The sequence below is a fragment of the Castellaniella defragrans 65Phen genome, assembly GCF_000612685.1.
Lineage (GTDB): Bacteria > Pseudomonadota > Gammaproteobacteria > Burkholderiales > Burkholderiaceae_B > Castellaniella > Castellaniella defragrans.
Genome location: NZ_HG916765.1, coordinates 3,434,135 through 3,460,482, shown reverse-complemented (window position 1 = coordinate 3,460,482; position 26,348 = coordinate 3,434,135). Strand labels below are relative to the sequence as shown.

At 70.4% G+C, this 26,348-nt stretch carries 26 protein-coding genes; 13 read left to right on the top strand and 13 right to left on the bottom strand.

From position 1 onward, the window contains the following. Positions 1 to 38 precede the first annotated feature (38 nt). Both BN940_RS15370 and BN940_RS20165 read left to right on the top strand, forming a co-directional pair. Positions 39 to 1,244: a metallophosphoesterase family protein gene (locus BN940_RS15370; RefSeq protein ID WP_084330731.1), complete on the top strand. Its 1,206-nt coding sequence runs from the start codon at positions 39 to 41 to the stop codon at positions 1,242 to 1,244. Then, entirely contained in the window at positions 1,241 to 3,898 is a 2,658-nt protein-coding gene (locus tag BN940_RS20165; protein WP_043684392.1) for an AAA family ATPase, read from the top strand. Before BN940_RS15370 ends, BN940_RS20165 begins: the two co-directional genes overlap by 4 nt. Here BN940_RS20165 and BN940_RS15360 read toward each other — a convergent pair. Beyond that, entirely contained in the window at positions 3,825 to 4,856 is a 1,032-nt protein-coding gene (locus tag BN940_RS15360; RefSeq protein ID WP_084330730.1) for a LysR substrate-binding domain-containing protein, read from the bottom strand. The genes BN940_RS20165 and BN940_RS15360 overlap by 74 nt on opposite strands. Before the next feature lie 115 nt (positions 4,857 to 4,971). Between BN940_RS15360 and BN940_RS15355 the strand changes: the two genes are divergently transcribed. Then, entirely contained in the window at positions 4,972 to 5,586 is a 615-nt protein-coding gene (locus tag BN940_RS15355; RefSeq protein ID WP_043687670.1) for an FMN-dependent NADH-azoreductase, read from the top strand. A gap of 122 nt (positions 5,587 to 5,708) precedes the next feature. On the opposite strand, the gene BN940_RS15350 is transcribed toward BN940_RS15355, so the two are convergent. From BN940_RS15350 to BN940_RS15340, 3 genes are all read right to left on the bottom strand, one after another. Beyond that, entirely contained in the window at positions 5,709 to 6,509 is an 801-nt protein-coding gene (locus BN940_RS15350) for an RES family NAD+ phosphorylase (protein ID WP_242404211.1), read from the bottom strand. After that, positions 6,506 to 6,877, bottom strand: coding sequence for an MbcA/ParS/Xre antitoxin family protein (locus BN940_RS15345; protein ID WP_043684390.1), 372 nt, complete (start codon positions 6,875 to 6,877; stop codon positions 6,506 to 6,508). The genes BN940_RS15350 and BN940_RS15345 overlap by 4 nt, the downstream gene beginning before the upstream one ends. Before the next feature lie 82 nt (positions 6,878 to 6,959). After that, positions 6,960 to 7,883: a LysR substrate-binding domain-containing protein gene (locus tag BN940_RS15340; protein WP_043684389.1), complete on the bottom strand. Its 924-nt coding sequence runs from the start codon at positions 7,881 to 7,883 to the stop codon at positions 6,960 to 6,962. Positions 7,884 to 7,984: 101 nt separating this feature from the next. On the opposite strand from BN940_RS15340, the gene BN940_RS15335 reads away from it, so the two are divergent. The 5 genes from BN940_RS15335 (at position 7,985) to BN940_RS15315 (ending at position 12,936) form a co-directional block, all read left to right on the top strand. Next, complete coding sequence (locus tag BN940_RS15335; RefSeq protein ID WP_052355944.1) at positions 7,985 to 9,232, top strand: CaiB/BaiF CoA transferase family protein; 1,248 nt, start codon at positions 7,985 to 7,987, stop codon at positions 9,230 to 9,232. A gap of 81 nt (positions 9,233 to 9,313) precedes the next feature. Next, positions 9,314 to 10,300: a TRAP transporter substrate-binding protein DctP gene (gene dctP / locus BN940_RS15330; RefSeq protein WP_084330729.1), complete on the top strand. Its 987-nt coding sequence runs from the start codon at positions 9,314 to 9,316 to the stop codon at positions 10,298 to 10,300. 54 nt (positions 10,301 to 10,354) lie between these two features. Then, entirely contained in the window at positions 10,355 to 10,834 is a 480-nt protein-coding gene (locus tag BN940_RS15325) for a TRAP transporter small permease subunit (protein ID WP_043684384.1), read from the top strand. Continuing rightward, on the top strand, positions 10,827 to 12,155 hold the full coding sequence (locus BN940_RS15320) for a TRAP transporter large permease (protein WP_043684383.1): 1,329 nt from the start codon (positions 10,827 to 10,829) through the stop codon (positions 12,153 to 12,155). Before BN940_RS15325 ends, BN940_RS15320 begins: the two co-directional genes overlap by 8 nt. Before the next feature lie 46 nt (positions 12,156 to 12,201). Further along, positions 12,202 to 12,936 carry an enoyl-CoA hydratase/isomerase family protein gene (locus tag BN940_RS15315; protein ID WP_043684380.1) on the top strand — a complete coding sequence of 245 codons (735 nt, stop codon included), beginning with the start codon at positions 12,202 to 12,204 and terminating at the stop codon, positions 12,934 to 12,936. A 62-nt stretch (positions 12,937 to 12,998) separates the two neighbouring features. Here BN940_RS15315 and BN940_RS15310 read toward each other — a convergent pair whose 3' ends face one another. From BN940_RS15310 to BN940_RS15300, 3 genes are all read right to left on the bottom strand, one after another. Next, positions 12,999 to 13,481 (bottom strand): YajQ family cyclic di-GMP-binding protein, encoded by a 483-nt coding sequence (locus BN940_RS15310; RefSeq protein ID WP_043684378.1) that lies wholly within the window; start codon positions 13,479 to 13,481, stop codon positions 12,999 to 13,001. A 128-nt stretch (positions 13,482 to 13,609) separates the two neighbouring features. Continuing rightward, a complete protein-coding gene (locus tag BN940_RS15305) occupies positions 13,610 to 13,933 on the bottom strand; it encodes a branched-chain amino acid transporter permease (RefSeq protein WP_043684375.1) in 324 nt (107 codons plus the stop codon). Beyond that, a complete protein-coding gene (locus BN940_RS15300) occupies positions 13,926 to 14,618 on the bottom strand; it encodes an AzlC family ABC transporter permease (protein WP_052355943.1) in 693 nt (230 codons plus the stop codon). Before BN940_RS15300 ends, BN940_RS15305 begins: the two co-directional genes overlap by 8 nt. Positions 14,619 to 14,713: 95 nt before the next feature. On the opposite strand from BN940_RS15300, the gene BN940_RS15295 reads away from it, so the two are divergent. Continuing rightward, positions 14,714 to 15,649, top strand: coding sequence for a Rossmann-like and DUF2520 domain-containing protein (locus BN940_RS15295; RefSeq protein WP_052355942.1), 936 nt, complete (start codon positions 14,714 to 14,716; stop codon positions 15,647 to 15,649). 109 nt (positions 15,650 to 15,758) lie between these two features. Here the strand turns inward: BN940_RS15295 and BN940_RS15290 are convergent, their stop codons facing one another. Further along, positions 15,759 to 16,238 carry a YbaK/EbsC family protein gene (locus BN940_RS15290; protein WP_043684372.1) on the bottom strand — a complete coding sequence of 160 codons (480 nt, stop codon included), beginning with the start codon at positions 16,236 to 16,238 and terminating at the stop codon, positions 15,759 to 15,761. 105 nt (positions 16,239 to 16,343) lie between these two features. On the opposite strand from BN940_RS15290, the gene BN940_RS15285 reads away from it, so the two are divergent. After that, positions 16,344 to 17,627, top strand: a complete 1,284-nt coding sequence (locus BN940_RS15285) for a GGDEF domain-containing protein (protein WP_052355941.1) — start codon at positions 16,344 to 16,346, stop codon at positions 17,625 to 17,627. On the opposite strand, the gene BN940_RS15280 is transcribed toward BN940_RS15285, so the two are convergent. Together BN940_RS15280 and BN940_RS15275 are read right to left on the bottom strand one after the other, a co-directional pair. Next, positions 17,568 to 18,350: a uracil-DNA glycosylase gene (locus tag BN940_RS15280; RefSeq protein ID WP_043684368.1), complete on the bottom strand. Its 783-nt coding sequence runs from the start codon at positions 18,348 to 18,350 to the stop codon at positions 17,568 to 17,570. The genes BN940_RS15285 and BN940_RS15280 overlap by 60 nt on opposite strands. Before the next feature lie 80 nt (positions 18,351 to 18,430). Beyond that, a complete protein-coding gene (locus tag BN940_RS15275; RefSeq protein WP_043684365.1) occupies positions 18,431 to 19,834 on the bottom strand; it encodes an aminotransferase-like domain-containing protein in 1,404 nt (467 codons plus the stop codon). Positions 19,835 to 19,989: 155 nt separating this feature from the next. Between BN940_RS15275 and BN940_RS15270 the strand changes: the two genes are divergently transcribed. Beyond that, the gene (locus BN940_RS15270) at positions 19,990 to 20,946 is read left to right on the top strand and encodes a DMT family transporter (RefSeq protein WP_084330727.1); all 957 of its coding nucleotides are present in this window, start codon (positions 19,990 to 19,992) and stop codon (positions 20,944 to 20,946) included. Between the two features lie 32 nt (positions 20,947 to 20,978). On the opposite strand, the gene BN940_RS15265 is transcribed toward BN940_RS15270, so the two are convergent. The 3 genes from BN940_RS15265 to BN940_RS15255 all read right to left on the bottom strand — a co-directional run bounded on the left by BN940_RS15265 (position 20,979) and on the right by BN940_RS15255 (position 23,275). Beyond that, on the bottom strand, positions 20,979 to 21,734 hold the full coding sequence (locus BN940_RS15265) for an amino acid ABC transporter ATP-binding protein (RefSeq protein WP_043684362.1): 756 nt from the start codon (positions 21,732 to 21,734) through the stop codon (positions 20,979 to 20,981). Then, positions 21,731 to 22,411: an amino acid ABC transporter permease gene (locus tag BN940_RS15260; RefSeq protein ID WP_043684359.1), complete on the bottom strand. Its 681-nt coding sequence runs from the start codon at positions 22,409 to 22,411 to the stop codon at positions 21,731 to 21,733. Before BN940_RS15260 ends, BN940_RS15265 begins: the two co-directional genes overlap by 4 nt. A 63-nt stretch (positions 22,412 to 22,474) precedes the next feature. Then, positions 22,475 to 23,275, bottom strand: a complete 801-nt coding sequence (locus BN940_RS15255; RefSeq protein WP_043687652.1) for an amino acid ABC transporter substrate-binding protein — start codon at positions 23,273 to 23,275, stop codon at positions 22,475 to 22,477. A gap of 371 nt (positions 23,276 to 23,646) precedes the next feature. On the opposite strand from BN940_RS15255, the gene BN940_RS15250 reads away from it, so the two are divergent. Then, on the top strand, positions 23,647 to 24,057 hold the full coding sequence (locus BN940_RS15250) for a DUF2946 family protein (protein ID WP_043684353.1): 411 nt from the start codon (positions 23,647 to 23,649) through the stop codon (positions 24,055 to 24,057). 251 nt (positions 24,058 to 24,308) lie between these two features. Beyond that, positions 24,309 to 26,342, top strand: a complete 2,034-nt coding sequence (locus BN940_RS15245) for a TonB-dependent copper receptor (protein ID WP_043684351.1) — start codon at positions 24,309 to 24,311, stop codon at positions 26,340 to 26,342. Positions 26,343 to 26,348: the final 6 nt, after the last annotated feature.

The window sequence follows — 26,348 nt, the reverse complement described above, 5'->3', positions numbered from 1 at the left end:
TTTGACGCGGGGCCGGGGTCGGTGTCAATATCCCGGCCATGCCCAGATTCCTGCACACCGCCGATTGGCAGATCGGCCGCCAGTACGGCCGTTTCGCCCCCGAGGACGCCGCCGTCCTCGCCGAGGCCCGCTACGCCGCGATCGAGCGCATCGCCGCGCTGGCGGCGCGGGAGCGCGTCGACGCCGTCCTGGTGGCGGGCGACGTGTTCGACGCCCAGACGGTGTCGGACCGCACCATCCGGCGCCTGTTCAACGCGCTGGGGGGCTACCAGGGCCCCTGGATCCTGATCCCCGGCAACCACGACGCCGCCCTGGCGGAAAGCGTCTGGACGCGCGCGCAGCGGCTGGGCGCGGTGCCGCCCCATGCGCACCTGCTGCTGGAGCCGGGCGTGCGCGCGTTTCCCGAGCACGGCTTCGCGGTGCTGGCGGCGCCCCTGACCCAGCGGCAGACGCACGGCGACCTGACGGCATGGTTCGACACGGCCGAGACGGCCGAGGGCCTGGCGCGCATCGGCCTGGCGCACGGCAGCGTCCAGGGCATCCTGGCCGAGGACATCGATTCGCCCAATCCGATCGCCGCCGACCGGGCGCGGCGCGCACGGCTGGACTATCTGGCGCTGGGCGACTGGCACGGCTTCAAGCAGGTCGACGAGCGCACCGTGTACAGCGGCACGCCGGAGCCGGAACGCTTCCGCGACAACGGCTCGGGCCGCGTCGTGCGGGTGGACGTGCCGGGCCCCGGCCGGGCGCCGGCGGTGGAGCCCCTGGAGGTCGGCCAGTACCGCTGGCTGGCCTGGGACGAGACCCTGTCGGTCGCGTCCGACCTGGACCTGCTCGTCGAGCGCCTGGACGGCCTGCCGCCCGAGGCCGTGCTGGACCTGACGCTGGCCGGGGCCATCGACCTGGCGGGCGCGCGGCGCCTGGACCGGACGCTGTCCGTGGTCCAGGGGCGCTGCCGCAGCCTGCAGGTCCACCGGTCGGGCCTGCGGCTGGAGCCCACCGACGAGGACATGGCCGCCCTGCGGGCCGACGGCTACGTGGGCGAGGTGATCGCGCAGCTGCGCCAGCGGCAGGACGCGGCGCCCGGCGAGGCGGCGGACACGGCGCGCGAGGCGCTGGCGATCCTGGCCGGGCTGCTGGGCGACGGCGGGGATGAGATGGAAGGCGGGACAGTCCCCGCGGCCCGGCCCGTGCCTGAAGAATCCGGGCGGCATGCGGGCCGCCAGGTGGAGGGAGGCCAATGAAACTGCTGCGCCTGCGGGTCGGGCAATTGCGCCGGTTCCGCGAGCCGGTGGAGATCCGTGGCCTGGAGCCCGGGCTGAACCTGTTCGCCGGTCCCAACGAATCCGGCAAGAGCACGCTGGTGCGGGCGATCCGCGCGGCGTTCTTCGAGCGCTTCAAGTCCGGCAGCATGGACGACCTCCAGCCCTGGGGCGATTCCTCCGCCGCGCCCAGCGTGGAGCTGGAATTCGAGTGGCAAGGAGAACGCTGGAAACTCGGCAAGCGCTTCCTCCGGCAGAAGCGCTGCGACCTGGAGATCGGCGGGCGGCGCTTCGACGGCGAGGCCGCCGAGGAAAAGCTGGCGGAGCTGCTGGGATATCAATTCCCCGGCAAGGGCGCCAGCAAGGCCCAGCACTGGGGCGTGCCCGGGCTGCTCTGGATCGAGCAGGGCGACGGCCAGGAGCTGCGCGAGCCGGTGGCCCATGCGGGCCCCTATCTGAAATCCGCCCTGGGCGAGAGCCTGGGAGACCTCGCCAGCAGCGCGGGGGACGGGCTGATCGCCCGGGTCGAGGCCGAGCGGGCGAAGCTGCTGACGTCCACGGGGCGCCCCACCGGCGAATACGCCGAGGTCCTGCGCCAGCACGAGGATGCCCGTGCGCGCCTGGAGGCGCTCGACCGGGACATCGCCGCCTACCGCCAGCAGGTGGACCGGCTGGCCGAACTGCGCCGCCTGCGCGCCGAGGACGCCGGCCGGCCCTGGGATGCCTACCGCCGCCAGGCCGCCGAGGCCCGGACGCGGCTGGCCGAGGTGCAGGGCTGGCGCCAGGTCCGGGAACGCGAGGCGCAGGCCCTGGAACACTGCGCCGCCAGGCAGGAACATGGCCGGGAACGGCAGGCGGCCTTCGCCCGCCAGCGCGAGGACCTGCAGCAGCGCGCCCGGGAGCGCGACCTGACCGGCCGGCGGGTGGCCGAGCTGCGGGAAGACCAGCCGCGGATCGAGGAAGAGGCCGCGCGGGCGCGGGAGGACTATCGGCGCGCCGAGGCCCGCGTGGCCGGGGCGCGGCGGCAGGCCCGGCGGGCCGAGCTGGCGGGCGAGCTGGACCGGCTGGCGCCCGAGCAGACGCGGTGGGCGGCCGACCTGGACCAGGCGCGGACCGTGCAGGCGCGGCTGCAGTCCCGCCGCGAACGGCTACGGGGCATCCAGGTGGACGAGGCGGCCTTGAAACAATTGCGGTCCCTGGACCGGACGCTGGCCGGACTCGACGCCGCGCGCCAGTCCGCCGCCACCCGCCTGGCCTACCAGCTGCTGCCGTCGCAGCAGATCCGGATGGGGGACGAGACCCTGGCCGGCCAGGGCGAACGGCTGCTGCTGGAGCCCGTCGAGCTGGACATCCCGGGCGTGGGCCGGCTGCGCATCCGGCCCGGCGGCGAGGACGTGGCCGACCTGGCGCGCCGCCGCCAGGAGGCGCGCGACCGGTTCGATGCGCTGCTGGCCGGCCTGGGCGTGCCGGACCTGCGGCAGGCCGAAGACCGCGCCGAGCAGGCGCGCGCCCTCGGAGAGGACATCCGCCTGGACGAGTCCCTGCTGGCCGGCCTGGCGCCCCAGGGAACCCAGGCCCTGGAAGACCGTCTGGTCCAGGTCGAACGGCGGCGCCAGGCGCTGTCCGAGGCGCTGGCGGCCTTGCCGCCGGCGCAAGCCGGGACGGCCGGCGAAGCCGGCGAGCCCCTTGACGAGGCCGAGGCGGAACGCGGCCTGGAATCCGCCCGGGAACGGCTGCTGGCCGCGGAGCAGCGCGCGACCCGGCACGAACAGATGCTGGGCCTGGCGGAGCAGGCCGGCCGCACGGCCCAGGCCGAATGGCAGAGGCTGCAGGACGCGATCCAGGCGCCGGAACGCCAGGAGCAGGAGCGGAGCCTGGCGGCCCGGCTGGCCGAGCTGCGGGCGCAGGAGGCGACCCTGCGCCAGTCGCTGGATGCGCTGGACCAGCGGATCGACGCGGCCCGCCCGGACATCCTGGAGCAGGACGCGCAGCGTTTCTCGCGCACGGCCGACACGCTGGAGCAGGCGGCCGAGGCGCGCCGGGAGGAAGCCATCCGGGTGCAGAGCGGGCTCGAAGCCCTGGGCGCCCACGGGCTGGAGGAGCAGCGCGCCGACCTGGCCCGGGAAGCGGAATTCATCGGCCGGCGCCGCGACGAACTGAAGCGCCGGGCCGAGGCCCTGGACCTGCTGCTGGGGCTGCTGCGGGCCGGCCGCCAGGCGCTGACGCGCCGCATCCAGGCGCCGCTGCAGCGCCACCTGAACCACTACCTGCAACTGCTGTTTCCGCAGGCGCGGCTCGACGTGGACGAGGACCTGCTGCCGGAACGGCTGGTCCGCCCGGGCGCGGACGGCCCGTCCCACGAGGCGCTGGACGCCCTGAGCTTCGGCGCGCGCGAGCAGATGGGCCTGATCAGCCGCCTGGCCTATGCCGATCTGCTGCGCGAGGCGGGCCGGCCCACCCTGATCATCCTGGATGACGTCCTGGTGCACAGCGACGCCGGCCGCCTGGACGGCATGAAGCGCATCCTGTTCGACGCCGCGCAGCGCCACCAGATCCTGCTGTTCACCTGCCACCCCGAGCGCTGGCGCGACCTGGGCGCGCGGGTGGTGGAGATGGCGTCGCTGCGGGCCGCGTAGGCGCCCCGGCCGCCGCGCCGGGCGGCTGCCCGAGCGGGGAAATCCCCAGCAGGTCGCCGCCCGGGTCCTGCACCAGCTTCTCACCCAGGTAGTCCAGGAAGGAGCGCAGGGCCGGCGACATGCCGCGCCGCGACAGATAGGCGGCGTGCACGATGCCCGAGGCCAGCGACCAGCCGGGCAGGAGGCGTTCGAGCCGCCCCTCGGCGATGTCCTCGTGGCACATGTAGTCGGGCAGCACGCCGATGCCGACGCCGCCCAGGATGGCGAAGCGCAGCGTCAGCAGGTCGTCGGCGATGCAGGCGGGGCGGCAGGCGGCCTCGTGCCGCGCGCCCTGGGGGCCGAGCAGGCGCACGCGCACCTTGCCGCCCGCCGCCGACATGCCGACCGCGTCGAAGCGTTCCAGCTCGGCGGGCTGCGCCGGCCGGCCGTGGCGCCGCAGCAGCGCCGGGCTGGCGACGAGCAGGCCGTGGCTCAGGCCGAACTGCTTGATGATCGCGCTGCCGCTGTCCTCCAGGGTGGGGCGGACCCGCAGGGCGAGGTCCACGCCTTCCTCGGCCAGGTCCACGACGCGGTTGCTGACCTGCATGTCGAGACGCACCTTGGGGTGGCGCGCCAGGTAGCCGGGAATCAGGGGGCCGATGGTGGTCTGGGCCAGCGTCACGGGGCAGGACACGCGCAGGGGGCCGCGCGGCTCGGCCAGGATCCGGGCGAGTTCCGCCTGGGCCTGGTCCGCCTGGTCGCGCACGGCGACGCAGTGGCGGTGGTACTGCTCGCCGGCCGCCGTCAGGGACAGCTTGCGGGTGGTGCGGTGCAGGAGCCGCACGCCCAGCTCGGCTTCGAGCCGGGCGATCCGCCGGGACAGCCGCGAGGTCGGCAGGTCCAGCGCCCGGGCCGCGCCCGCGAAGCTGCCGTGGTCCACGACTTCGGCGAAATAGCGCATGTCGTTGAGGTCGTGCATGGTCGATTCACATCATGAATAGAACAATCTATGCCTTCCACGGAATCTTATCAATTCCCGATGCTCAATGGAAAATGACGGCCATCGCAACTTCTTCATCCGAATGGGACCTTTCATGAAACTGCTGCACATCGATTCCAGTATCACCGGCCAGAACTCCGTCACGCGCGGCCTGACGCGCACGATCGTCGAGCAGCAAAAGGCTGCGCATCCCGGCCTGGCGGTGGAATACCTGGACCTGGCCCTGCAGGCGCCCGCGCCCCTGTCGCTGGACGCGCTGGGCTTCCGGCTGCCGCCCTCGGACGAGGCGCTCAGCGATGTCCAGCGGCGCGAGAACGAGATTTCCGAGGCGCTGGTCTCCCAGCTGATCGCGGCCGACGTGGTGGTGATCGGCTCGCCGCTGTACAACTTCACCGTTCCGGCCCAGTTGAAGGCCTGGCTGGACCGCGTGGCCCAGGTGGGCCGCACCTTCAAGTACACCGAGAACGGCCCGGTGGGCCTGCTTGGCGGTAAGACCGTGATCCTGGCGCTCAGCCGCGGCGGCGTGTATTCGTCCAGCGACGCCGGCAACGCCATGGAGCACCAGGAAAGCTACCTGAAGACGATCTTCGGCTTCATGGGCGTGACCGACATCCGCGTCGTGCGCGCCGAGGGTATGGACATGGGCCCCGAAAGCCGGGCGCGCGGCCTGGCGCAGGCGCAGGAAGACATCCTGGCCCTGGCCGCGTAATCCGGGCGCGCGCCCGGCCGCATCACGTCGCTGGTTCGCCTCGCCGTGCAAGAGCGCCGCCTTCGGCTTTCCGCCTCGTGCTCCGGCCGGACGCTCCGGCCGGACGCGAACCCGGGGCGATCCTATGCCGGCAGGGGCAGCCGGCCGTCCACCAGGAACGCGTCGAGCGGGTAGCTGTGGACGGCGCGGCCGCCGACCGGCTTGAACGCGACCTCGCGGGCACTCAACTGGCACAGCCAGGGGCGCATGTCGCGGGGGGATTTCCCGGCCAGCGCCCGCGGCGTGAACAGGCCCACGCACAGGCCGTGCGCGGGGTCGCGCGCCGAGCGGTATTCAAAGGCCTCGACACCCGCTTCCCGCATGGCGGTGCCGAGTGCCTGGGCCGCCTGGTAGCGCGCGGGATCGGCCAGCGCGGCCCGGTGGGCGTCGAAGGGCGGATCCTGCAGCCGCAGGCCGCGTTCCGTGCGGTAGCCCACTGAAAACAGCGTGTGCTGGCTCTGGATGGCATCCCCCGCTGGGGGCGCGTCCATGGAGAACCAGAACACGAAGCGGTAAAAGGCGGACTCGGCCAGCGTCGCGCCGAGGTCGCGGCCGCCGTAGAGCAGGCTGGGCTCGTCGGGCCGCCCGAAGCGCGATCCCCAGGGCAGCGGCGGGTAGCGGAAGGGCGTGCGCAGCAGGTAGTGCAGGCGTTCGCCGCCGGCGGGCCAGGGCGGCTTGGCCTGGTCGAGCAGCGATTCCAGGACGGCCTGTTCTTCCAGCGTGTCCACGTAGCCCAGGGTGGCGATGTGTTCCTGGCTTTCGACCAGGCGGTGCAGCAGGCCCTGGATCGGGCCGATGTGGCGCTCGCCTTCGCAGTCCCGCCACAGCCCGCCGGCTTCGGAGCCGGCCCGCGGGCCGCCGCCGTCCTGGCGCGCGGCGGTCAAATCTTGCCCCGCATCGCGTCCACGGCGCGCAGCACCGCCACCAGCCCCTGGATCGTGGCGATCTGCTCGGCCGGCACGCCGCCGGTGATGCGGTTCGGCGACTGCATGAAGTGCCGGATCCACTGGACGTCGCCGCCCGTGAGCGCGTAGAGGGCGCGGGCCAGGCGCACCAGCAGCAGGGCCAGCTCGCCCTGCTTGGAGGCGGGATCCAGCGATTGCGCGGTCTTCATCCGGCTGACGGCGGTGCGGTGCATGCCCAGGACGTCGGCCAGCCCGGCCTGGCGCAGGCCGAGCTGCTCGGCCGCCCGCAGGACGGCCTTGGCCAGCACGGCGTCCGGTGCCGGCGCGGTGTTCGGCAGGGCGGTCATGGCGCTATCCCGTGGGTGTTCAACATGCACATATTATGGTTTATTGGTGCGGATTGCACAACCCGGGGGACGATCGAGGGATTCAGGTGACGACCCGGCAGCCTTGCCAGGATCCCTCTTCGACCAGGCGGGTTGCGAGGTCGCGGCACAGCTTGAGCACCTCCTGCGTGGCCATGGACATCGGCAGCGACTCGCTCACGCACAGGCAGATTTCCCTGGACGGCCTGAAGGTCAGGAGGTGCATCTTGATGTTGCCCTGCCGGACTTCCTCGTGGCCGGCGGAGTAGGGCAGGACGGTTGCCGCGATGCCGGCCTTGACGGCGGGGATCAGGATGGCGGATGTGCTGGCCTCCGCCAGCAGATGGTAGGACAGGTGCCGCTGCAGGAAGGCGTGCTCGATACGGGCCCGGAGCGTGTTCGGCAGGCTGGGCAGCACCAGCGGATATTTCGCCATCTCTTCCAGGGAGACGGGTTCGTCGGCCTGGCGCAAGGCGGGGTGGGTGAACAGATAGAGGTCCTCGAGCAGGAGCGGCTCGCAGGACATGCCCTTGGGTTTTTTTGGATCGGGCGCCAGGGCGAAGTCGACGCGTCCCTGCATGACCATGGAGGTCAGGTCGGCGCTGGGGACATCCACGATTTCCAGCACGATGGCGGGATGGCGTTCCCTGACCCGCTGGATCAGGTGCAGGGCCAGCATCTTGGCGGTGCTGGACGCCATGCCGATCGAGACCGTGCCCGAGACCACGCCCTGCTTGCGTGAAATCAGCGCCCGGGTATTGTCCACCTGGCGCAGGATGGTGCGGGCGTGCCGGTACAGCAGCTCGCCTTCTTCCGTCGCCAGCATGCCCCGGGCCGTGCGATTCAGCAGCCTGACCCCCAGTTCCTCTTCCAGCAGCGTCACCTGCTGGCTCAGGGCGGGCTGCGCGATGTGCAGCATTTCCGCCGCGCGGGTCATGTTCTGGGTTTCGACGATGCGGGTGAAGTAGTTCAGTTGACGCAGATTCATGGCGCGTCTCCAGGCTCGTTCCGGTCGAACTGCAATAAGAAAATCCGATTGCTCACTCAGTAAATACTATTTCAATTCGCCGGGCGCCTTTCCTAGAATCGATGAAAACGAAGAAAGGAGGCATCACGGTGGATTTGCCGCTCAAGGGATTGAAAGTACTGGATCTGACCCGCGCCCTGTCGGGGCCGTTCTGCACCATGATCCTGGCCGATCTCGGCGCCGAGGTGATCAAGGTCGAGCCGACGCCGGACGGCGACATGATCCGTCAGTGGGGGCCGTTCGATCATGGCATAAGCGTTTATTATCTTAGTGCCAATCGGAACAAGAAAGGCGTCGGCGTCGATTTCCGCCATCCCGACGGCCTGCCGCTGTTGCGCCGCCTGGCGCTGCGGTCGGACATCGTGGTGGAAAATTTCCGCGTCGGTACCGCCGAAAAAATGGGCCTGGGCTATGAAGCCCTGGCGGCGGAGCATCCAGGGCTGATCTATGCCTCGATCTCCGGTTTCGGCAATCGCGGGCCCGCCAGGGATTGGGCGGGCTTCGATCAGATCGCCCAGGGCTATTCGGGCTTCATGAGTCTTTCGGGCACGCCCGAGACCGGTCCGATGCGGGTCGGCACCGCGATCGGCGATCTGAGCTCCGGCATGTGGGCGGCGATCGGAGTGCTGGGGGCCTGTGTGGCACGCCAGCAGACCGGCCAGGGCCGGTACGTGCACAGTTCCCTGCTGAGCAGCCTGATGGGGTTGCTCAGCGTGCAGGGGCAGCGATACCTGAGTCTTGGGGAAGTGCCTCAGCCCTGCGGCAACGTTCATCCGGTGATCGCGCCGTATGGCACTTTCCAGACGCCCGACGGACCCTTGAACCTCGCCCCCGCCACGCAGGACATGTGGCTGCGGCTGTGCGAGCTGCTCGGCTGCCCGGAATGGGCGGAAGATTCCCGTTTCAAGCTCAACGCGGACCGTATCCAGCATCGGCTGGAACTCAAGGAACTGATCGATGCGCGGCTGCAGGCGCGCGGCCGCATGGAATGGACCGCCCTGTTCATCCAGGCGGGCATTCCCGCCGGTCCCATCAATACGCTGGCGGATGTCTTTGCCGATGAGCAGGTGCGCCAGATGCAATTGGTGGAAACCGTCCGGCATCCCGATCTGGGCGAGCTGCGCCAGGTCGGCTTGCCATTCTTCATGCAGGACGGGTCCGGTGCGAGTTCGGTGGGTGCCACGGTGCATTCCCCGCCGCCCCGCCTGGGGCAGCACACGGTCGAGGTGCTGCGGCAATACGGCCTGGAGGGAGGCGAGATCGACCGCCTGCTGAGGGATCGCGTGATTTTTCAGGGGGCGGACACCTAGGGATCCAACAGTTTTCAACCGCAGAACCCGGCATGCAAAGTCCCGCAGAGGACGAGTGCCCAATCATGACAGGAGACAATCATGCAATTCAGGACCCTATTGCTGGCTTCGGTGTGCCTGTTGGCCGCTTCGGTGGCCCAGGCCAAGACCCTGAAGCTGTCCCATCAGTGGCCGCAGGGCGACGGGAGGGATGCCGGAGCCCGGCTGTTCATCCAGGAAGTGCAGAAGCAGGATCCTTCCCTGAAGTTCCGGGTCTATCCCGGCGCATCGCTGATCAGCAACCCGCTCAAGCAGATCGACGCGCTGGCCGACGGGTCGATCGACCTTTCCATCTTTCCCCTGATCTACGCGGTGGGGAAGGCGCCGGAATTTTCCATCACCATCCTGCCCGGCGCGATCAGCGGCGTGCAGGACGCCATGCGCTTCAAGGGCACGGACTATGAAAAGCGCCTGCAGGACGTGGCCCGCAAGCAGGGGTTTCACATCCTGAGCTGGTGGTGGACCGAAGGCGGCATCGCCGATACGGTCCGCCCCATCACGACGCCCGACAGTGTCAAGGGGCTGAAGTTCCGGGGCGCCGACCGCACGATCGATACGATGCTGAAGACGGCCGGGGCTTCGGTCTTTTCCATGCCGTCGACCGAGCTGTACAACGCCATGCAGACCGGTGTGCTCGATGGCCTGATGACGTCCTATGAAACCTTCATGAGCATGCGCCTGTACGAGCAGACCAGGTATGCCACCCTGGGCGGGGACTACACCATTTTCGTCGTGTTCCAGCCCCTGGTGATTTCGACCAAGGCCTGGGACGGCCTGAGCGACGAGCAGAAGCGTGTCTTCGAGAAGGCTGCCGAAGCCACGTTGCCGTCCTTCAACAAGGAACAGGACCGTATCAAGCACGACACCGTGAAGAAGTTCGAGTCCGCGGGAGTGCAGGTCCATGCCATGACGCAGGACGAGTACAGGAGCTGGCTGGAACTGGCGCACAGGACGGCATGGCCGGAGTATGCGGCGATCAGCCCCGAGGCCAAGGGGCTGCTGGAGTCGGTCGAAGCCCTGTCGAAGTGACGGGAAGCCCGTCCACGGATACCGGAGGGCATCGTGCGCACTTTGGAAAAATGCATGGCCCGGATCAACCTGATCCTGGCCGTACTGGCCGCCATCCTGCTGGTGGCCGCAACGCTCATCATCACCTGGATGGTGTTCAAGCGGGGGATCGGCCTGCAGAGTTCCTGGGAGCTGGAAACGGCGATCGAGCTGATGATCGGCGCGACCTTCCTGGCATCTCCGTACACGCTGGTCACGGGCGGGCACGTCAAGATGGATCTGCTGGACAGCCTGCTGTCCGGCACGTCCGGCCGCTGGATGACTCTCCTGCCCAAGGTGCTGGCCTGCGCGGTGTGCTTCTATCTGGGATGCGCGGGGCTGGAACTGACGATCCATGCCTATGCCACCCACGAGCGTGCGCTGGGGGTCTGGCAGCCGCTCGTCTGGCCCAAGTACTCGACGGTGGCGGTGGGCATGCTGCTGACCGCATTCCAGTATGTCCTCGAAATCCTGCGCGCCCTGGGGACGCGCCGGCGGGAGATGAAGAATGTCTGAACTGCAGATCGGCTTCGCACTGTTCATCGCCACGTTCCTGATCCTGTTCTCGGGCATCCCGATCGGTTTCGGCCTGGTCCTGATCTCCATCGTGTTCCTGCTGATCTTCGGCGACGCGGGAGCGCTGTCCTCCGTTTCGAGCATCTTCATCGGAGAACTGTCCAGCTTCGCACTGCTGACGATCCCCTTGTTCGTGCTTCTGGGATGCACCATCGGCGCCTCCCGGGCCGGCAAGGACCTGTATGAGGCGCTGCACCGCTGGCTGGTGCGGGTGCCGGGAGGCCTGGTGATCGCCAACATCATGGGGTGCGGCCTGTTCGCGGCCATGTGCGGTTCCAGTCCCGCGACCGCCGCGGCGATCGGCAAGATCGGGATTCCCGAGATGATCGAGCGGCAGGTGCCCGTGCGCCTGGCAACCGGGTCCATCGCGGCCGGTGGCACCCTGGGCATCCTGATCCCGCCTTCGCTGACGCTGATCGTGTACGGGATCGTGACGCACACTTCGATCGCCCGCCTGTTCCTGGCGGGGGTCGTGCCCGGCATCTTCCTGGTCGTGCTGTTCGCCCTGTACGCCTGGCTGTCGAGCGTGCGCTTCGACCGGATCCGGCACGGCGGCGGAGCCGTGCCGGCGGCGTCCTACACGATGGGGCAGAAACTGCGGGGATCGGTCCGGTCGCTGCCTTTCCTGGCCATCATCGTGGCCGTGACCGTGTTCATGTACACCGGCTTTGCCACGCCCTCGGAAGTGGCGGCCGTGGCGGCTTTCATGGCGCTGGCCCTGGTGGTGTTCCTGTATCGGACCTACCGGATGCGCGATGTCTGGCCCATGATGCGCGATACGGTGCGCGAGTCCTGCATGATCCTCATGATCGTGGCCGGCGCCGCCGTGTACGCCTACATGATGTCCTACCTGTACATCACGCAGAGCCTGGCGGAATGGGTGTTCGGCTGGGGTCTCCACGAATGGCAGCTGATCCTGCTGCTGAACGTCTTCCTGCTGGTCGCCGGCTTCTTCCTGCCGCCGGTCTCCGTGATCCTGATGAGCATGCCGGTGATCCTCCCGGTCCTGCAGCAGAGCCACATCGATCTGGTCTGGTTTTCCATCGTCATGACCATCAATCTGGAAATCGGCCTGATCCACCCGCCGCTGGGCCTGAACCTGTTCGTCATCCAGGGGGTCGCGCCCCAGGTGGCTTTGCGCGACATCATGCTGGGGGTCCTGCCGTTCGTGGCGATCATGCTGTCGTTCATCATGGTGTTGGCCCTCTTCCCCGAACTGGCGACCTGGCTGCCGGATCGGCTGATGGGGGCGGGGGCCTGATCCGAGGAAACGGATGCGAACCACAGTCCGAGCAAGGAGACGTGAGATGCAGGACCGGGAACCTTCTCTGGAATTCAGGGGCGACGTCGCCTTCCTGACGCTGCGGCGGATCTCGCAGCACAATCGGATCGCGCCGGACGATTGCACCGTGATCGGCGGACACCTGCGTCAGGCGGTCGCCCGCGAGGGCCTGCGCGCGCTGGTCCTGACGGGGGCGGGGGACAAGACGTTCAGTTCCGGCTATACGCTGGGGGCAATACGCGATCAGCTGGACAGCCGCTTTGAAGACATGCTCGATGAACTGGAGCGGTTTCCCCTGCCCACGATCTGTGCCCTGAACGGCAGTGTCTACGGCGGTGCGACCGATCTGGCCCTGTGCTGCGATTTCCGGATCGGCGTGACCGGAAGCCGGTTCCTGATGCCGGCCTCGAGGATCGGCCTGCATTATTATCCGGGCGGCATTCGCCGCTACGTGACGGTGCTGGGGCTGGCAGCGGCCAAGAAGCTGTTCCTGGCGGCTCAGGCCATCCATGACGAGGAAATGCTGCGGATCGGGTTCCTGCAAGAGGTGGTCGACCGCCAGGACCTGATGGCGGCCGTCGAGCGCTACCTGGAGGGCATCCGCGCTTGCGAGCCGGCGGTGCTGCGGACCATGAAGGCCGACCTGATGCAGGTGGCGGCCGGCCGGTACGATGAGGCCGCGCTGCGGGCTCATTACGAGGCTTCCCTGCGGTCCGAGGCCCTGGCGGCGCGCCTGGAGACGCTGGCCGCGCGGCCGTGATCCCGGCCGCGGCGCTTCCGGGCGCGGCGCCCGGCCTGCGGGGCCTTTCAGTCGCGGAAGTTTCAGTCGCGGAAATTCTGGAACTGCAGCGGCAGTTCCACGTCCGTCTTGCGCAGCAGGGCGATCACCTGCTGCAGGTCGTCGCGCTTCTTGCCGGTCACGCGCAGCTTGTCGCCGTTGATCTGGGTCTCGACCTTGAGCTTGGCCTGCTTCACGGCGGCGATGAGCTTTTTCGCCACGGCCTGCTCGATGCCCTGGCGGATGGTGATCTTCTGGCGGGCGCCGCCCAGGTTTTCCAGCGGCTCGGCCTCGTCCATGCAGCGCACGTCGATGCCGCGCGCCGACAGGCGGCCGCGCAGGATGTCGAGCATCTGCTTGAGCTGGAAGGCGCTGGGCGCCGATTGGGTGACGACATAGCCTTCCAGCTCGAAACGCGCATCCGTGCCCTTGAAGTCGAAGCGGGTGGCGAGTTCGCGGTTGGCCTGGTCGACGGCGTTGGTCAGTTCGTGCTTGTCGACTTCGGAGACGACGTCAAAGCTGGGCATGGGGCGGGCTCCTGGTGGAAGAGGGCGATATCCCGATTGTAGGGGCTGCGCCGGCGCCGCCGGAACCGGAACCGTTGGGCGCCCGGTGGCGCCCGGGGGAGTGCCGCGGCGCCCGGTCAGGGGCCCGATTACTGCACTACGCGCAGCGCGACATACAGCGCGGTGCCCGCCGCGATGCTCAGCAGGGTCTGGCGCGTGCGCCATTGCAGCAGCACCACCAGCACCACGGCGGTCAGTTCCTGCCAGGGCAGGCCGTCGTGCGCGCGCGCCTGGCCCGCGGCGGTGTCGACCAGCAGCAGGACCATGATCGACAGCGGCAGCGAGTCGCCGAGCTTGTGCACGATGGGGTGGCGGCGCAGCCAGTGGCCGGCGATGAAGGGCAGGGCACGCAGGAGGATCGTCACGAGGGCCATCAGCGCGATGGCGGTCAGGACGTAGCCGGTGTCAGTCATGGGCGGCTCCCGGGGCGGTCGCCGGCCGGGCGGGCCGCAGGGCGGTGGCCAGCAGGCTGAGCGCGATGGCGATGGCCAGCGCCTGGGAAGGCATCAGGATGCAGCCGGCGGCATAGGCGGCGGCCGCGATCCAGATCGGCACGGCATCGCGCCGCGCGCGCCATTGCTCCACGGCCAGGACGGCGAACAGGGCCGCCAGCACGAAGTCCAGCCCCGCCAGGCCGACCTGGGCCTGGGCGCCCAGCACGGCCCCCAGCGCGGTGCCGAGCACCCACCAGCCCTGGTTCAGGGCGCTGATCAGCGCCATGCGCGGCGCCCGTTCCCGGGCGGGCAGCGCCGTCAGGACGGAATAGGTCTCGTCGGTCAGGGCGAAGATGCAGTACCAGCGCCGCCAGCGGCTGGCCGGCAGGGTGTTCAGCAGGGACAGGCCGTAGAACACGTGGCGCAGGTTCAGCACCAGGGTCGCCAGGACGATGGCGCTGATCGGCAGGCCGGCGGCCAGCATCGGCACCATCATGAACTGGGCGGCGCCGGCGTAGATCAGCAGGCTGGATGCCAGCGCCAGCCAGCCGGAGCCGCCGGCCTGGACGAACAGGAAGCCGAAGACCGCGCCCAGCGGCACGTAGCCCATGGCGACGGGAGCGGTCAGACTGGGGATGGAAAGCGGATTCGAGGCGGAGGACATGGTCGGGAAGCAGGGGGGAGGCAGCGGGGCATGCCGGACGCGCGAGCCTACAATTATAGGGTTGCGCGCGCGGCGCCTGGACGGAGGAGGGACGGATGGACGAATCGAAGAAATCCGGTGAATCGGCGCGCCCGGCGGCGTGGACGCCGCCCGAGCCCTCGGCATTGCGGGTCGGCTTCATCGGCGCGGGCCGGCTCGCGCGGGCGCTGTCCCTGGCCCTGCAGGCGGCCGGCGTTCCGGTCGTCCGGGTCGCCAGCCGCTCGGCCGCCAGCGCCCGGGCCCTGGCCGAATCGCTGCCGGACTGCCGGCCCGGCGATCCCGCCGACGTGGCGCGGGATTGCGACCTGGTGTTCCTCACCTCGCCCGACGCCCTGATCGCCGGGATCGCCCGCGCCGTGCCCTGGCGCCCCGGCCAGGCGGTGGCCCATTGCAGCGGCGCCACGCCCGTGGCCGCATTGCGGCCCGCCGCCGAGGCGGGCGCGCTGATCGGAGGCTTCCACCCCATGCAGGCCTTCGGCGCGGACCCCGGCGCGGCGCTCGCCAGCCTGCCGGGCTGCACCGTGGCCATCGAGGCGGAGCCGCCGCTGGACGCCCTGCTGCACGCACTGGCCCGCCGCCTGGGCTGCGTCGGCCTGAACCTGCCGCCGGGCGCGCGCGTGCGCTACCACGCCTCGGGCGGCTACGCGTCCCAGCACGTCCACGCCCTGCTGGCCGAGGCGGTGCGCCTGTGGCAGTCCTGGGGAGCGACGGAACGGCAGGCGCTGGACGCGCTGCTGCCGCTCCTGCGGGGCACGGTGGAATCCCTGGCGCGCAGCGGGGTGGCGGCCGGCATGCCGGGCCCCGTGTCGCGCGGGGACGCGGGCACGGTGCGCCTGCATCGCCAGGCGCTGCAGGCGGTCGATCCCGAGATGCGCGACCTGTACGACCGCCTGTGCCGCCGGGGCGTGGCCCTGGCGCGCCAGGCGGGGCGGCTGGACGCGGCCGCCGCCGAGGGCGTGGAGCGGGTGCTGGACGCGCCCCCCGGCCCATGAAGCCTCGATCCCTGCGGCGCGGCGTCCGCCGGGTTGAGGCTTCAGCTTCAACAAGCCCGGCGCGGCGGCGCGCGGCCGGGCGGGGCCGCCAGGGGGCAGGACGGCGGGATCAGGCGTCCGCCGGCGCGGCCGCCTGGCACACGTCCACCCAGGATGCGCCGGTCAGCCGGGCCAGGCGTTCGGGGTGGATGCGCACGGCGCTGCGGGTGGAGCCCGCCGCCGGCATGACGACGTCGAAATCGCGCAGGCTGACGTCGCAGTAGACCGGCAGCGGCCGGGCCAGGCCGAAGGGGCAGACGCCGCCCACGGGGTGGCCGGTCAGGTCGGCGACTTCTTCGGCGGGCAGCATCTTGACGCGGCCGCCGAAGGCCTGCTTGAGCTTGCGGTTGTCCAGGCGCGCGTCGCCCCGCGCCACGACCAGGACGACGGCGTCGCCCGCCCGCAGGGACAGGGTCTTGGCGATCTGGCCGGGCGCCACGCCGTGGGCTTCGGCCGCCAGGGCGACCGTGGCGGTGCTCTGTTCCAGTTCGAGGATGTCCAGGTCGGGGGCGTGCTGGGTAAAGAACCGCCGGACGGATTCGATCGTCATCTAAAATTCCAGGGTTGTTCCGTTTGCCATCATAGGCATTTCAGGTGTGAAATGCTTTGAAACAATCCGGGCCCTCCGGACAGGAAAAAAGTAGGCGCATGCCCGATGTGGAACCTGGACGCCCGTACTCTGCTGATCGTCGAAGCCTTCGTGCTGTTCCTCATGGGCGGGCTGATGCTGCTGGCCGCCCTGCAGGGGCGGCGCGATCGCACGCTGCTGTGGATGTCGGGCGCCCTGCTGCTCGGCGGGACGGGCTTCGTGGTCAGCATCGCGCGCGAGCTGCCGGGCTGGCGCGAGCCGGTGATCGTGCTGTCCAACATGCTGCTGCTCTCGGGCCATGCCTGCGTCTGGGCGGCGCTGCGGGTCTACGTCGGCGGGCGCGCGCACCGGCGGGTGCTGCTGGCCGGGGCGGCGGCATGGTTCCTGCTCTGCCAGTGGCCGGGGTTCATGGCCTCGGACGGCCTCCGGCTGCTGGTCTTTTCCCTGCTGTCGATCGTCTACCTGGTGGCGGCCGGCCGGGAAATATGGCCCGAACGGCGCCAGGACGCCGGCTCGGTGCTTCCGCTGCTGATCGTGCTGGCCATCCATGGCCTGTTCTATCTCTATCGGGTGGTGACGGTTGCGCACATACCGGGCGTGACCTGGCTGCTGTGGCCGGATTTCACCGTCACCATCCTGGAAGGCATCCTGTTCTGCGTCAGCCTGTCCTTCGGCGTCCTGATCCTGGTGCGCGCGCGGGCGGAGCGCCAGTACCGCCATGCCGCCCTGCACGACACGCTGACCCGGCTGGCCAATCGGCGCGCCCTGTTCGAGCAGGGCGCGGCGGCCCTGGCGCTGGCGCGCGAGGAAGGCCGCGACATGGCCCTGCTGATGTGCGATCTCGACTGGTTCAAGCGCATCAATGACGAGCATGGCCACGAGGCGGGCGACCGGGTGCTGGCCCTGTTCGCCGATGTCCTGCGCGCCCGCGTGCGCCAGGGCGACCTGTGCGCCCGCATCGGGGGCGAGGAATTCGTGGTGCTGGCCGCGGACCTGGGGCCCCTGAGCGCCCTGGACATGGCCGACCGGATCCGCCGCAGCCTGGCGGGGCAGGCCGCCCGGGCGCCCGGGCGCCTGAGCGTGAGCATCGGCATCGCCTGCGCGTCGGCCGACGGCCATGACCTGGACCACCTGCTGGCCTGCGCCGACCGGGCGCTGTACGAGGCCAAGGCCGCGGGCCGGGATTGCGTCCGCCTGTCGTCGGACCGCCGCCGGCCCGGCCGTCCGGCCGCCATGGCGCGGGAACGGGGTGAGGACGCCGCCGGGGATGCCGCGGCCGGGGCGGGCGCCTCAGCCGCCGTAGCCGGGGGCGGCGGGGGGCGTGCGGGCCAGCATCCAGTCGATGCCTGATTCCCCGTGCGCCCGCAGCCAGTCGTTGGCCTGGCGGAAATGGCCGCAGCCGATGAAGGGGCGCGGCGGGCGCTGGGCCGACAGGGGCGAGGGGTGGTTGGCCATCAGCACTTCGACCGGGCCGGCCGGGGGCTGCATGTCCAGCAGCGCGCGCCGCGCCTGCGCGTGCGAGCCCCACAGCAGCAGGACCTTGGGGCGGGCCTCGCGCAGCACCCGCATGATGAGGGCGTCGGTGATGTGCTCCCAGCCCTTCTTGGCGTGGGACGCGGGCTGGTGGGCCTCGACGGTGAGCGAGGTGTTCAAGAGCAGCACGCCCTGGCGCGCCCAGCGCACCAGGCTGTTGCGCGGCGGCTGTTCCGGCTCGCCGTATTCCAGGGCGAGTTCCCTGAACATGTTGCGCAGGCTGGGCGGCGTCGGGCAGAAGTCCGGCACGGAGAACGCCAGGCCCTGGGCCTGGTTCGGCCCGTGGTAGGGGTCCTGGCCGACGATCACCACCTGGACCGCGTCCGGCGGGATCTCGGTCAGGGCGCGGAAGGGCCGCAGGGGGAAGATGCACGCGCCCGCGGCCAGCCGTTCGGCCAGCATCGCGTCGAGCCGGTCCAGGATGCCTTGCAGGTGCGGGGCTTCCAGTGCGGATTTCCAGGGGGGCGGCAGGGTGTCGATCTGGGCGCGCAGGGAACCGTGGAACGCGTTGAGCACTTCGGTGTCGGACGGGGGGAGCATGGCGGTCTTTTATCGGAATCGGGAGTTCGGGAAAAAGGGAATGGGCGCCGGGCGCCCCGGCGGGCCGGGTGCGTCCCTGATCAGCGCGGACAGGTCCTGATCAGTGTAGCCAGACGGTCGGGCAGGCGGGGATCGTCCATCTGCGACACGTTGAAACGCATCATGGCGCCCGCCGCCTGCGCCTGGCTGAAGACGTTGCCGGGCGCCAGCATCAGGCCCTGCTGCAGGCCCGCCTGCGCCAGGCGCGCACCGTCGATGCCGTCGGGCAGCCGGCACCACAGGAACATGCCGTCCTCGGGCTCGTGCCAAGGCCGCAGGCCCAGGGCGCCCAACAGGCGGATGGCGCGCGGCATGGCCAGGGCCAGGCGCTGGCGCAGCAGCCGCGTGTGCTGCTGCCAGGCGCCGTCGCGCAGCAGCCGGGCGATGACCGCCTGGGTCAGGCCGGCGCCGGAGAATGTCGTCGCGGTGCGCAGGTCGGCCAGCGCGTCGAGCCAGTCCTCGCGCGCGATCAGATAGCCGCAGCGCAGGCTGGCGGACAGGGTCTTGGAAAAGCTGCCGACCTGCGCGACCCGGTCGCGGCTGTCGTCGGCCGCCAGCCGGGCGGCGGGCCGGGACTCGAAGTCGCCGAAGATGTCGTCCTCGATCAGGATCAGGTCGTGGTCGTGCGCCAGCGCCCGGATGCGCCGCGCCTTGGCGGCCGACAGCCGCGCGCCCGTCGGGTTGTGCGGCCCGGCGTTGCTGAGGTAGAGGCGCGGGCGGTGTTCCCGCAGGGCGGCCTCGAAGCGGTCCATGTCCGGACCGTCGGGCGTGTGGGGCACGCCGACGATGCGGGCGCGGTGCGCGCGCAGCAGCGCCAGGAAGTTGAAATAGCAGGGGTCGTCCACCAGGACGGCATCGCCCGGCTCGATCAGGAAGCGGCACAGCAGATCCACGGCCTGGGTTCCGGAATCGGTCAGCAGGATGTGGCGGGGATCGACCGCGAGGCCGCGCGTGCCCAGGTGGCGGGCGATCTGGGTGCGCAGCGCCGGCAGGCCCAGGGCGGGGGCGTAGTCCGTCAGCGGGGCGGCGGGATCGCGCGCCACCTGGCGCAGGGCGCGGCGGATGGCGTCCCGGGGCATCCAGTCGTCGGGCAGCCAGCCGCAGCCGGGCTTCAGGGCCTGGGCGCCGAGGTCCAGCGACTGGCGCGAGACCCACAGGGGATCGATCTGGCGGTCCAGGCGCGGGCCGATCTCCGCCAGCGCCAGCGGGGCCAGGGGCCCGGCGACGTAGAAGCCGGCGCCGGGGCGCGCACGGATGGCGCCTTCGGCCGCCAGCCGGTCGTAGGCCTCGACGACGGTGGACTTGGAGACGCCGTGCTGCTGCGCCATGGCCCGCAGGGACGGCAGGCGTGCGCCGGGCGGCCATTCGCGGGCCGCGATGCGCTGGCGCACGAAGCGCATGATGCCGGCGGTGCGGCCCGGAGCAGGGGAGAGCGGGATGTCCATGGGCGGCGGCCATGCCCGGGCCGGGGGCGCAGGATGGGCGGGGGGATCCGATCAGTACAGTTCATCGATACTGTACTGCACTGTATCTGGATTCCGCCCTGGCGGCAAGGCAAGCTGGAGTCCTCGCCCACCTCCCGTACAGAAAAGGAACACGGATGAACACCACCACGCGCGGCTGGATCAACGGCATGATCGGGGTCGCGATCTTCAGCGGTTCGCTGCCGGCGACGCGGCTGGCCGTCCTGGGGCTCGACCCCCTCTTCGTCACGGCGGCGCGCGCCGCCCTGGCCGGCCTGCTGGCCCTGGCCGCGCTGGCCTTCACGCGCAGCCCCCGGCCCGGACGCGCCGACCTGCGCACCCTGCTGCTGGTGGCCTTCGGCGTGGTGCTCGGCTTTCCCCTCTTTTCCGCCCTGGCCCTGCGCACCATCACCTCGGCGCATTCCCTGGTCTTCATCGGCCTGCTGCCGCTGGCGACGGCGATCTTCGGCACCTGGCTGGGCGGCGAGCGGCCGTCCCGCGCCTTCTGGGCGTTCGCCATCCTGGGCGCGGCCTCGGTGGCCGGCTTCGCTCTCAGCCGGGACGGCTCCGGCTCGCTGGGCGCCGATGCCCTGATGATGGTCGCCATCGTCACCTGCGGCTACGGCTATGCCGAAGGCGGGCGCCTGTCGCGCCGCCTGGGCGGCTGGCAGGTCATCTGCTGGGTGCTGGTGCTGTCGCTGCCGCTCAGCCTGCCCCTGTCCGTGGTCCTGCGCCCGGCCGTATGGACCGGCATCCCCGCCTCCGCCTGGGGCGGCCTGGCCTACGTGGCGGTCTTCAGCATGCTGGTGGGCTTCATCTTCTGGTACCGGGGACTGGCCCAGGGCGGCATCGCCGCCGTCGGCCAGCTGCAACTGCTGCAGCCCTTCATGGGCCTGATGCTGGCCGCCTGGCTGCTGGGCGAGCCCGTCACGCCGGTCATGCTGGCGGTCACCGCCTTCGTCGTGGCCTGCGTGGCGGGGGCGAAATACACGGCGGATGAGTCTGGGCACAGGGCCGTCCCTGCGGACTGCCCTGTGCCTGACGAATCCGAGCCGCTTGCAAGCGGCGAGGTGGGGAGATGCCCCAATCCTTGACGACTCACGCCTGACGAATCCGCGCGGCCGCCTTACGCGGTGGTGTCAGCCTTCAGCGTGGCCACGAAGCGCTGCGTGCGCGGGTCCTGCGGATTGCGGAACAGCTCGGCCGACGGCCGGGCCTCGACCACCGCGCCGTCCTGCAGGAACACGGTCTGGCGCGCGACCTGCGCCGCCAGGCGCAGGTCATGGGTGGCCATCAGCATGGTCATGCCCTCGGCGGCCAGGTCGGCCAGGACGGCGACCACCTCCGCCGCCAGTCCCGGGTCCAGGGCCGACGTGGGCTCGTCGCACAGCAGCACGCGTGGCTCGGGCGCCAGCGCGCGGGCGATGGCCACGCGCTGCTGCTGGCCGCCCGACAGGCTGGACGGCCAGGCGTCGGCCTTCTCGCGCAGGCCGACCTTGTCCAGCAGCCCGAGGGCGCGTTCGCGGGCGCGTTCGCGGCTCCAGCCCTTCACCGTCACCAGGCCTTCCATCACGTTCTGCACGGCGGTCCGGTGGGGGAACAGCTGGAAGTTCTGGAACACCATGCCGGTCTGCTGGCGGATGCGCTGCACCGCCGCGCGCGCCGGCGGGCGGCCGGGCTGGAATTCCAGGCTTTCCTCGCCCAGCGTCAGCCGGCCCGCGTCGGGCGCGTCCAGCAGGTTGACGCAGCGCAGCAGGGTGCTCTTGCCGCTGCCCGACGGGCCGATCAGGGCGGTCACCTGGCCTTCGGGGACGACGACGTCGACGCCGTGCAGCACCTCGTTGCCGGCGAAGGACTTGCGGATGCCGCGCAGTTCGATCATCGCTGCCCCTCGGTGAAGACGGCGTGCTGGCCGAAATGGCGTTCCAGGCGGGCCTGCGCGGCCGACAGGAAGGAGCAGAGCACCAGGTAGATCAGCGCCGCCTCGACGTACAGGATCAGCGGCTCGTAGGTGACGGAGGCGATGCGCTGGGCCGCCTGGAAGATCTCCGGCACGGTGATCACGGCGGCCAGCGAGGTGTCCTTCACCAGGGCGATGAAGGAATTGGCCAGCGGCGGCACGGCCACGCGCGCCGCCTGGGGCAGCACCGTGCGCCGCAGCGCCTGCGCGCGCGTCATGCTGAGCGAATACGCGGCGTCCCATTGCCCCTTGGGGATGGCCTCGATGGCGCTGCGGATGACCTCGGCGTTGTAGGCGCCCACGTTGAGCGAAAAGCCGATCAGGGCGGCCGGCAGCGGATCCAGCACGAAGCCGACGCTGGGCAGGCCGTAGAAGATCACGAACAGCTGCACCAGCAGCGGCGTGCCGCGGATCAGCCAGACGTAGAACCGCACCAGCGCCACCAGCGGCGGCGGCCCGAACAGCCGCGCGATCGCGCTCAGGAAGGCCAGCAGCAGCCCGGCCGCGAAGGACAGGAGCGCGAGCGGCACGGTGAACCGGATTCCCCCGACCAGCAGCGGCCAGAGGGAGTCCGTCATCAGGCGCAGCCAGTCGGGCATCGGGGCTCCTGCGTGTCGTGTCGCGGGCGCGCGGGGCGGGCCTGCCTGCTTGCTTGACCGGGCCTACTTGAGCTTGGCGGACAGGTCCGCGCCGAAATAGCGTTCGGAGATCTGCTTGTAGGTGCCGTCGTCGCGCAGGCCGTCCAGCGCCTTGTCGATGGCGGCCTTCAGGGCCGGCTGGTTCTTGCGCATCAGCACGCCGGACTGGCCGAACTCGGCGCTGTCGTCGGTGGCGACGACCTTGACCTTGGCCTTGGGCTGCTGGTGCTTGAAGTCCAGGAAGGACAGCTCGTCGTTGACGGTCGCGTCCACGCGGCCCGAGGTCAGCAGGGCGATGGCGTCGTTGAAACCTTGCACAGGCACCACTTCCGCGCCGCTGCGCTGGGCGAGCTTGCCGAAGTTGCTGGTGATGGTGTTGGCCGAGCGCTTGCCCTTCAGGTCGGAGAAGGCGTGGATCGTGTCGTTGTCCTCGCGCACGATCAGCGCCGCGGCCGAGGCGATGTAGGGCTTGGAGAAGTCGAACTTGGCCTGCCGCTCGGGACTGATGCCGACCTGGTTGATGACCACGTCGTAGCGGTTGACGTCCAGCCCGGCGATCAGGCCGTCCCATTTGCCTTCCACGAACTGCGCCTTGACGCCCAGCCGCTGGGCGATGGCGCGACCGATGTCCACGTCGAAGCCGACCAGGCGGTTGTCCTTGGCGTCGTGGTAGGAGAACGGCGCGTAGGTGCCTTCGGTGCCGATGCGCAGGACGCCGGCCTTCTGGATGGCGGCGAGGTCGTCCGTGGCCGCGTGGGCGGCCGGCGCGGCGGCCAGCAGGGGGAGCAGGGAGGCGAGCAGCAGGGCGGAGAGTTTTTTCTTCATGATGGCCGGAGAGGGATCCATCGATTCCATGAGCACGATGGGAATCAGTGGAGCGAGTTATATGAATGCCGCGTCTTATGGGTTTTCATTCTAATGAGATGTCCTTCAAGCCGCAAAGGTTTTCGGACTATCTGCATATCGCTCATGGAAATATGGATGTGCCCCCCATGGGCTTTCCCCATGCCTCCCATGATCCGCCCATGATCTCCGCCGATGATCCTCCCATGAGCCGCCCATGAGCCAGCCCTGCGCCCCTCAGCCGGGTCCGCCCTGCGCCGGACGGCCCGGAACGTGCCCGCGGACGCCCGCCGCCGACGCGCGGCTTGACCGGCGTCAACAGGAGCGCGGGGCGCGCCGCATAGAATGCTTGCATGCGACATGCGGGCAAGCGTACACGCGGATGCGCCGTCATCCACTGGCTGCTGATCCTGGGGCTCTGGCTCCAGGTGATCGGGCCGGTGTTCGCCGGCGTACCGCCGTCCGATCCCCTGCGGGGCGTGCAGATCGTGGCCTGCACGCCGGCCGGCATGGTGATCATGGACCTGGACTCCGGATCGGACGATCCGGACGGTTCGGGCACGCCGCGCATGCTGCGCACCGGCCATTGCCCGCTGTGCGCCACCCATCCCGCCCCTCCGGCGGCCGCCCTGGCCGGCACCCCCGTGCCGGCCGCGCCCTGGGTCCAGCCCGCGGCTGGGTTCGACGAAGCTCCCTGCGCCGCGCGGATCGCCGGCACCTGGGAATGGCCGCCCGCGCGCTGCCCCCCGTCTCGTTCCTGCTGAAACCCTGATTTTTTGCCGCCGGGCCGCCCCAAGGCAAAACGGCCCCCTCGGGGGGATGAGGCGGGACACGGGGTAGTCCCTTGAGGACTATCCCGCGCCTGCCGAATCCGAGCAGCATGCAAGCTGCGAGGTGGACGCAAGCCGAAGGCGCGGCGTGGGGGCATTCTCTTGTTTCGGGGCCGCCCCGGCCTGCTGCATCGGCCGTGGGCGGCCCTGGATGTCTTTCAGCTTTTTCGCCTATCGAGACTCTGATGAAGAAGGAAACCTTGTGGGTGGCCGGGATCCCGGTCGCCCTGATGACGCTCGGCCTGCCGCGGGCCGCGCTGTCCCAGCCCGTGCGGGCGCTGACTCCCGTGGTCGTCACCGCGCCCGCCGCGGACGAACCCCTGGTGGTGCGGACCGATCCGAAGGCCCCGCGCCAGCCCGTCCCCGCCCATGATGGCGCGGATTTTCTCAAGAGCATCCCCGGCTTCTCCGTGATCCGCAAGGGCGGCACCGACGGCGATCCGGTGCTGCGCGGCTTTTCCGGCTCGCGCCTGGGCATCCTGCTCGACGGCCAGGAAATCTACGGCGGCTGCGGCGGACGCATGGACCCGCCCACGGCCTACGTCTATCCCGAATCCTACGACCGCGTCACCGTCCTCAAAGGGCCGCAGAGCGTGCGCTACGGCGCGGGCCAGTCGGCCGGCGTGGTGCTGTTCGAGCGCGAGGTCAAGCGCATGGAGTCGTTCGGCTGGAAGGCCGATGGCAGCCTGACCCTGGGCAGCTTCGGGCGCAACGACCAGATGGCCGACGTGCTGGTCGGCGGGCCGCAGGCGTACGTGCGCGCCGGGGGCACCCGCGCCCAGGCCGACGACTACGAGGACGGCGACGGCAACCGCGTGCATTCCGAATACCTGCGCTGGAGCAGCCACGCCGCCATCGGGCTGACGCCGGACGACAAGACGCGCATCGAGCTGTCCGCCGCGGTCAGCGACGGCCGCGCCGCCTACGCCGACCGCAGCATGGACGGCTCGAAGTTCAAGCGCGAGAACGTGTCCCTGATGTTCGAGCGCAAGCGCATGGGCGGCCTGGTCGATGAAGTCGAGGGGCGGGTCTACTACAACTACGTGGACCACGTCATGGACAACTACACCCTGCGTTCGCCGAGCGCGAACAAGATGGGCCAGAAGTCCTACATGGCCAGCAATCCGGACCGCCGCACCACGGGCGGGCGGCTGAGCGCCACGCTGCGGCCGGCCGCATCCTGGGAAGTGGTCGTCGGGGCCGACGCCAAGCAGGACGTGCACCGCGCGCGCGGCAGCGGCATGCAGGCTTCGGCCGATGCCGCCGACGCCGCCTTCCTGGCGGCTTCGCGGGTGGAGGACATGCGCTTCGAGCAGCACGGCGTCTTCGGCGAAAGCACCTGGTTCCTCACCGAGGCGGATCGGGTGGTCGGCGGCCTGCGGGTCGATTGGATCGAGGCGCGCGACAAGCGCGCGCCCGCCAAGTCGGCCACCGCGGGGCGCGATAACGACCGCACCCTGACCAGCGGCTTCCTGCGCTACGAGCGGGATTATGGCGACCACAGCACCTGGTACGCCGGGCTCGGCCATTCCGAGCGCTTCCCCGACTACTGGGAGCTGATGAAGGGCGGCGCCGACGGCGGCAACAGCGCCTTCCTGTCCACCAAGCCGGAAAAGCTCAACCAGCTGGACGTCGGCACGACCTGGCGCAGCGGCCCCTACACGCTGTCGGCCTCGGCCTTCTACAGCCGCGTGGACGACTACATCCTCATCGACTGGAACCGCAGCCTGACGCGCAACGTCGACGCCACGGTCATGGGCGGCGAGCTGGACGCCGCCTGGCAGTTCCACCCGTCCTGGCAGGGCGTGGCCAGCCTGTCCTACGTGTACGGCAAGAACCGCACCGACGGCACCGCGCTGGCGCAGCAGCCGCCGCTGGAAGCCCGCCTGGGCCTGAACTATGCCCAGGGGCCGTATTCCGCGGGCATCCTCTGGCGCCTGGTGGCCGCGCAGAACCGCTACGACGCGGGCATGGGCGGCATCGCCGGCAAGGACCTCGGCGCCACCGGCGGCTTCGGCGTGCTGTCGCTCAATGCCGGCTGGCGGCCCAACAAGACCGTGCTGCTCACCGCCGGCGTGGACAACGTCCTGAACAAGACCTACGCCGAGCACCTGTCGAAGTCGGGTGTGGACATTCCCGGCAGCGTGTCCTTCGTGGACACCCGGCTCAACGAGCCGGGGCGGGTCTTCTGGCTGAAGGCGCAGATCGCGCTGGAGTAACGCTGG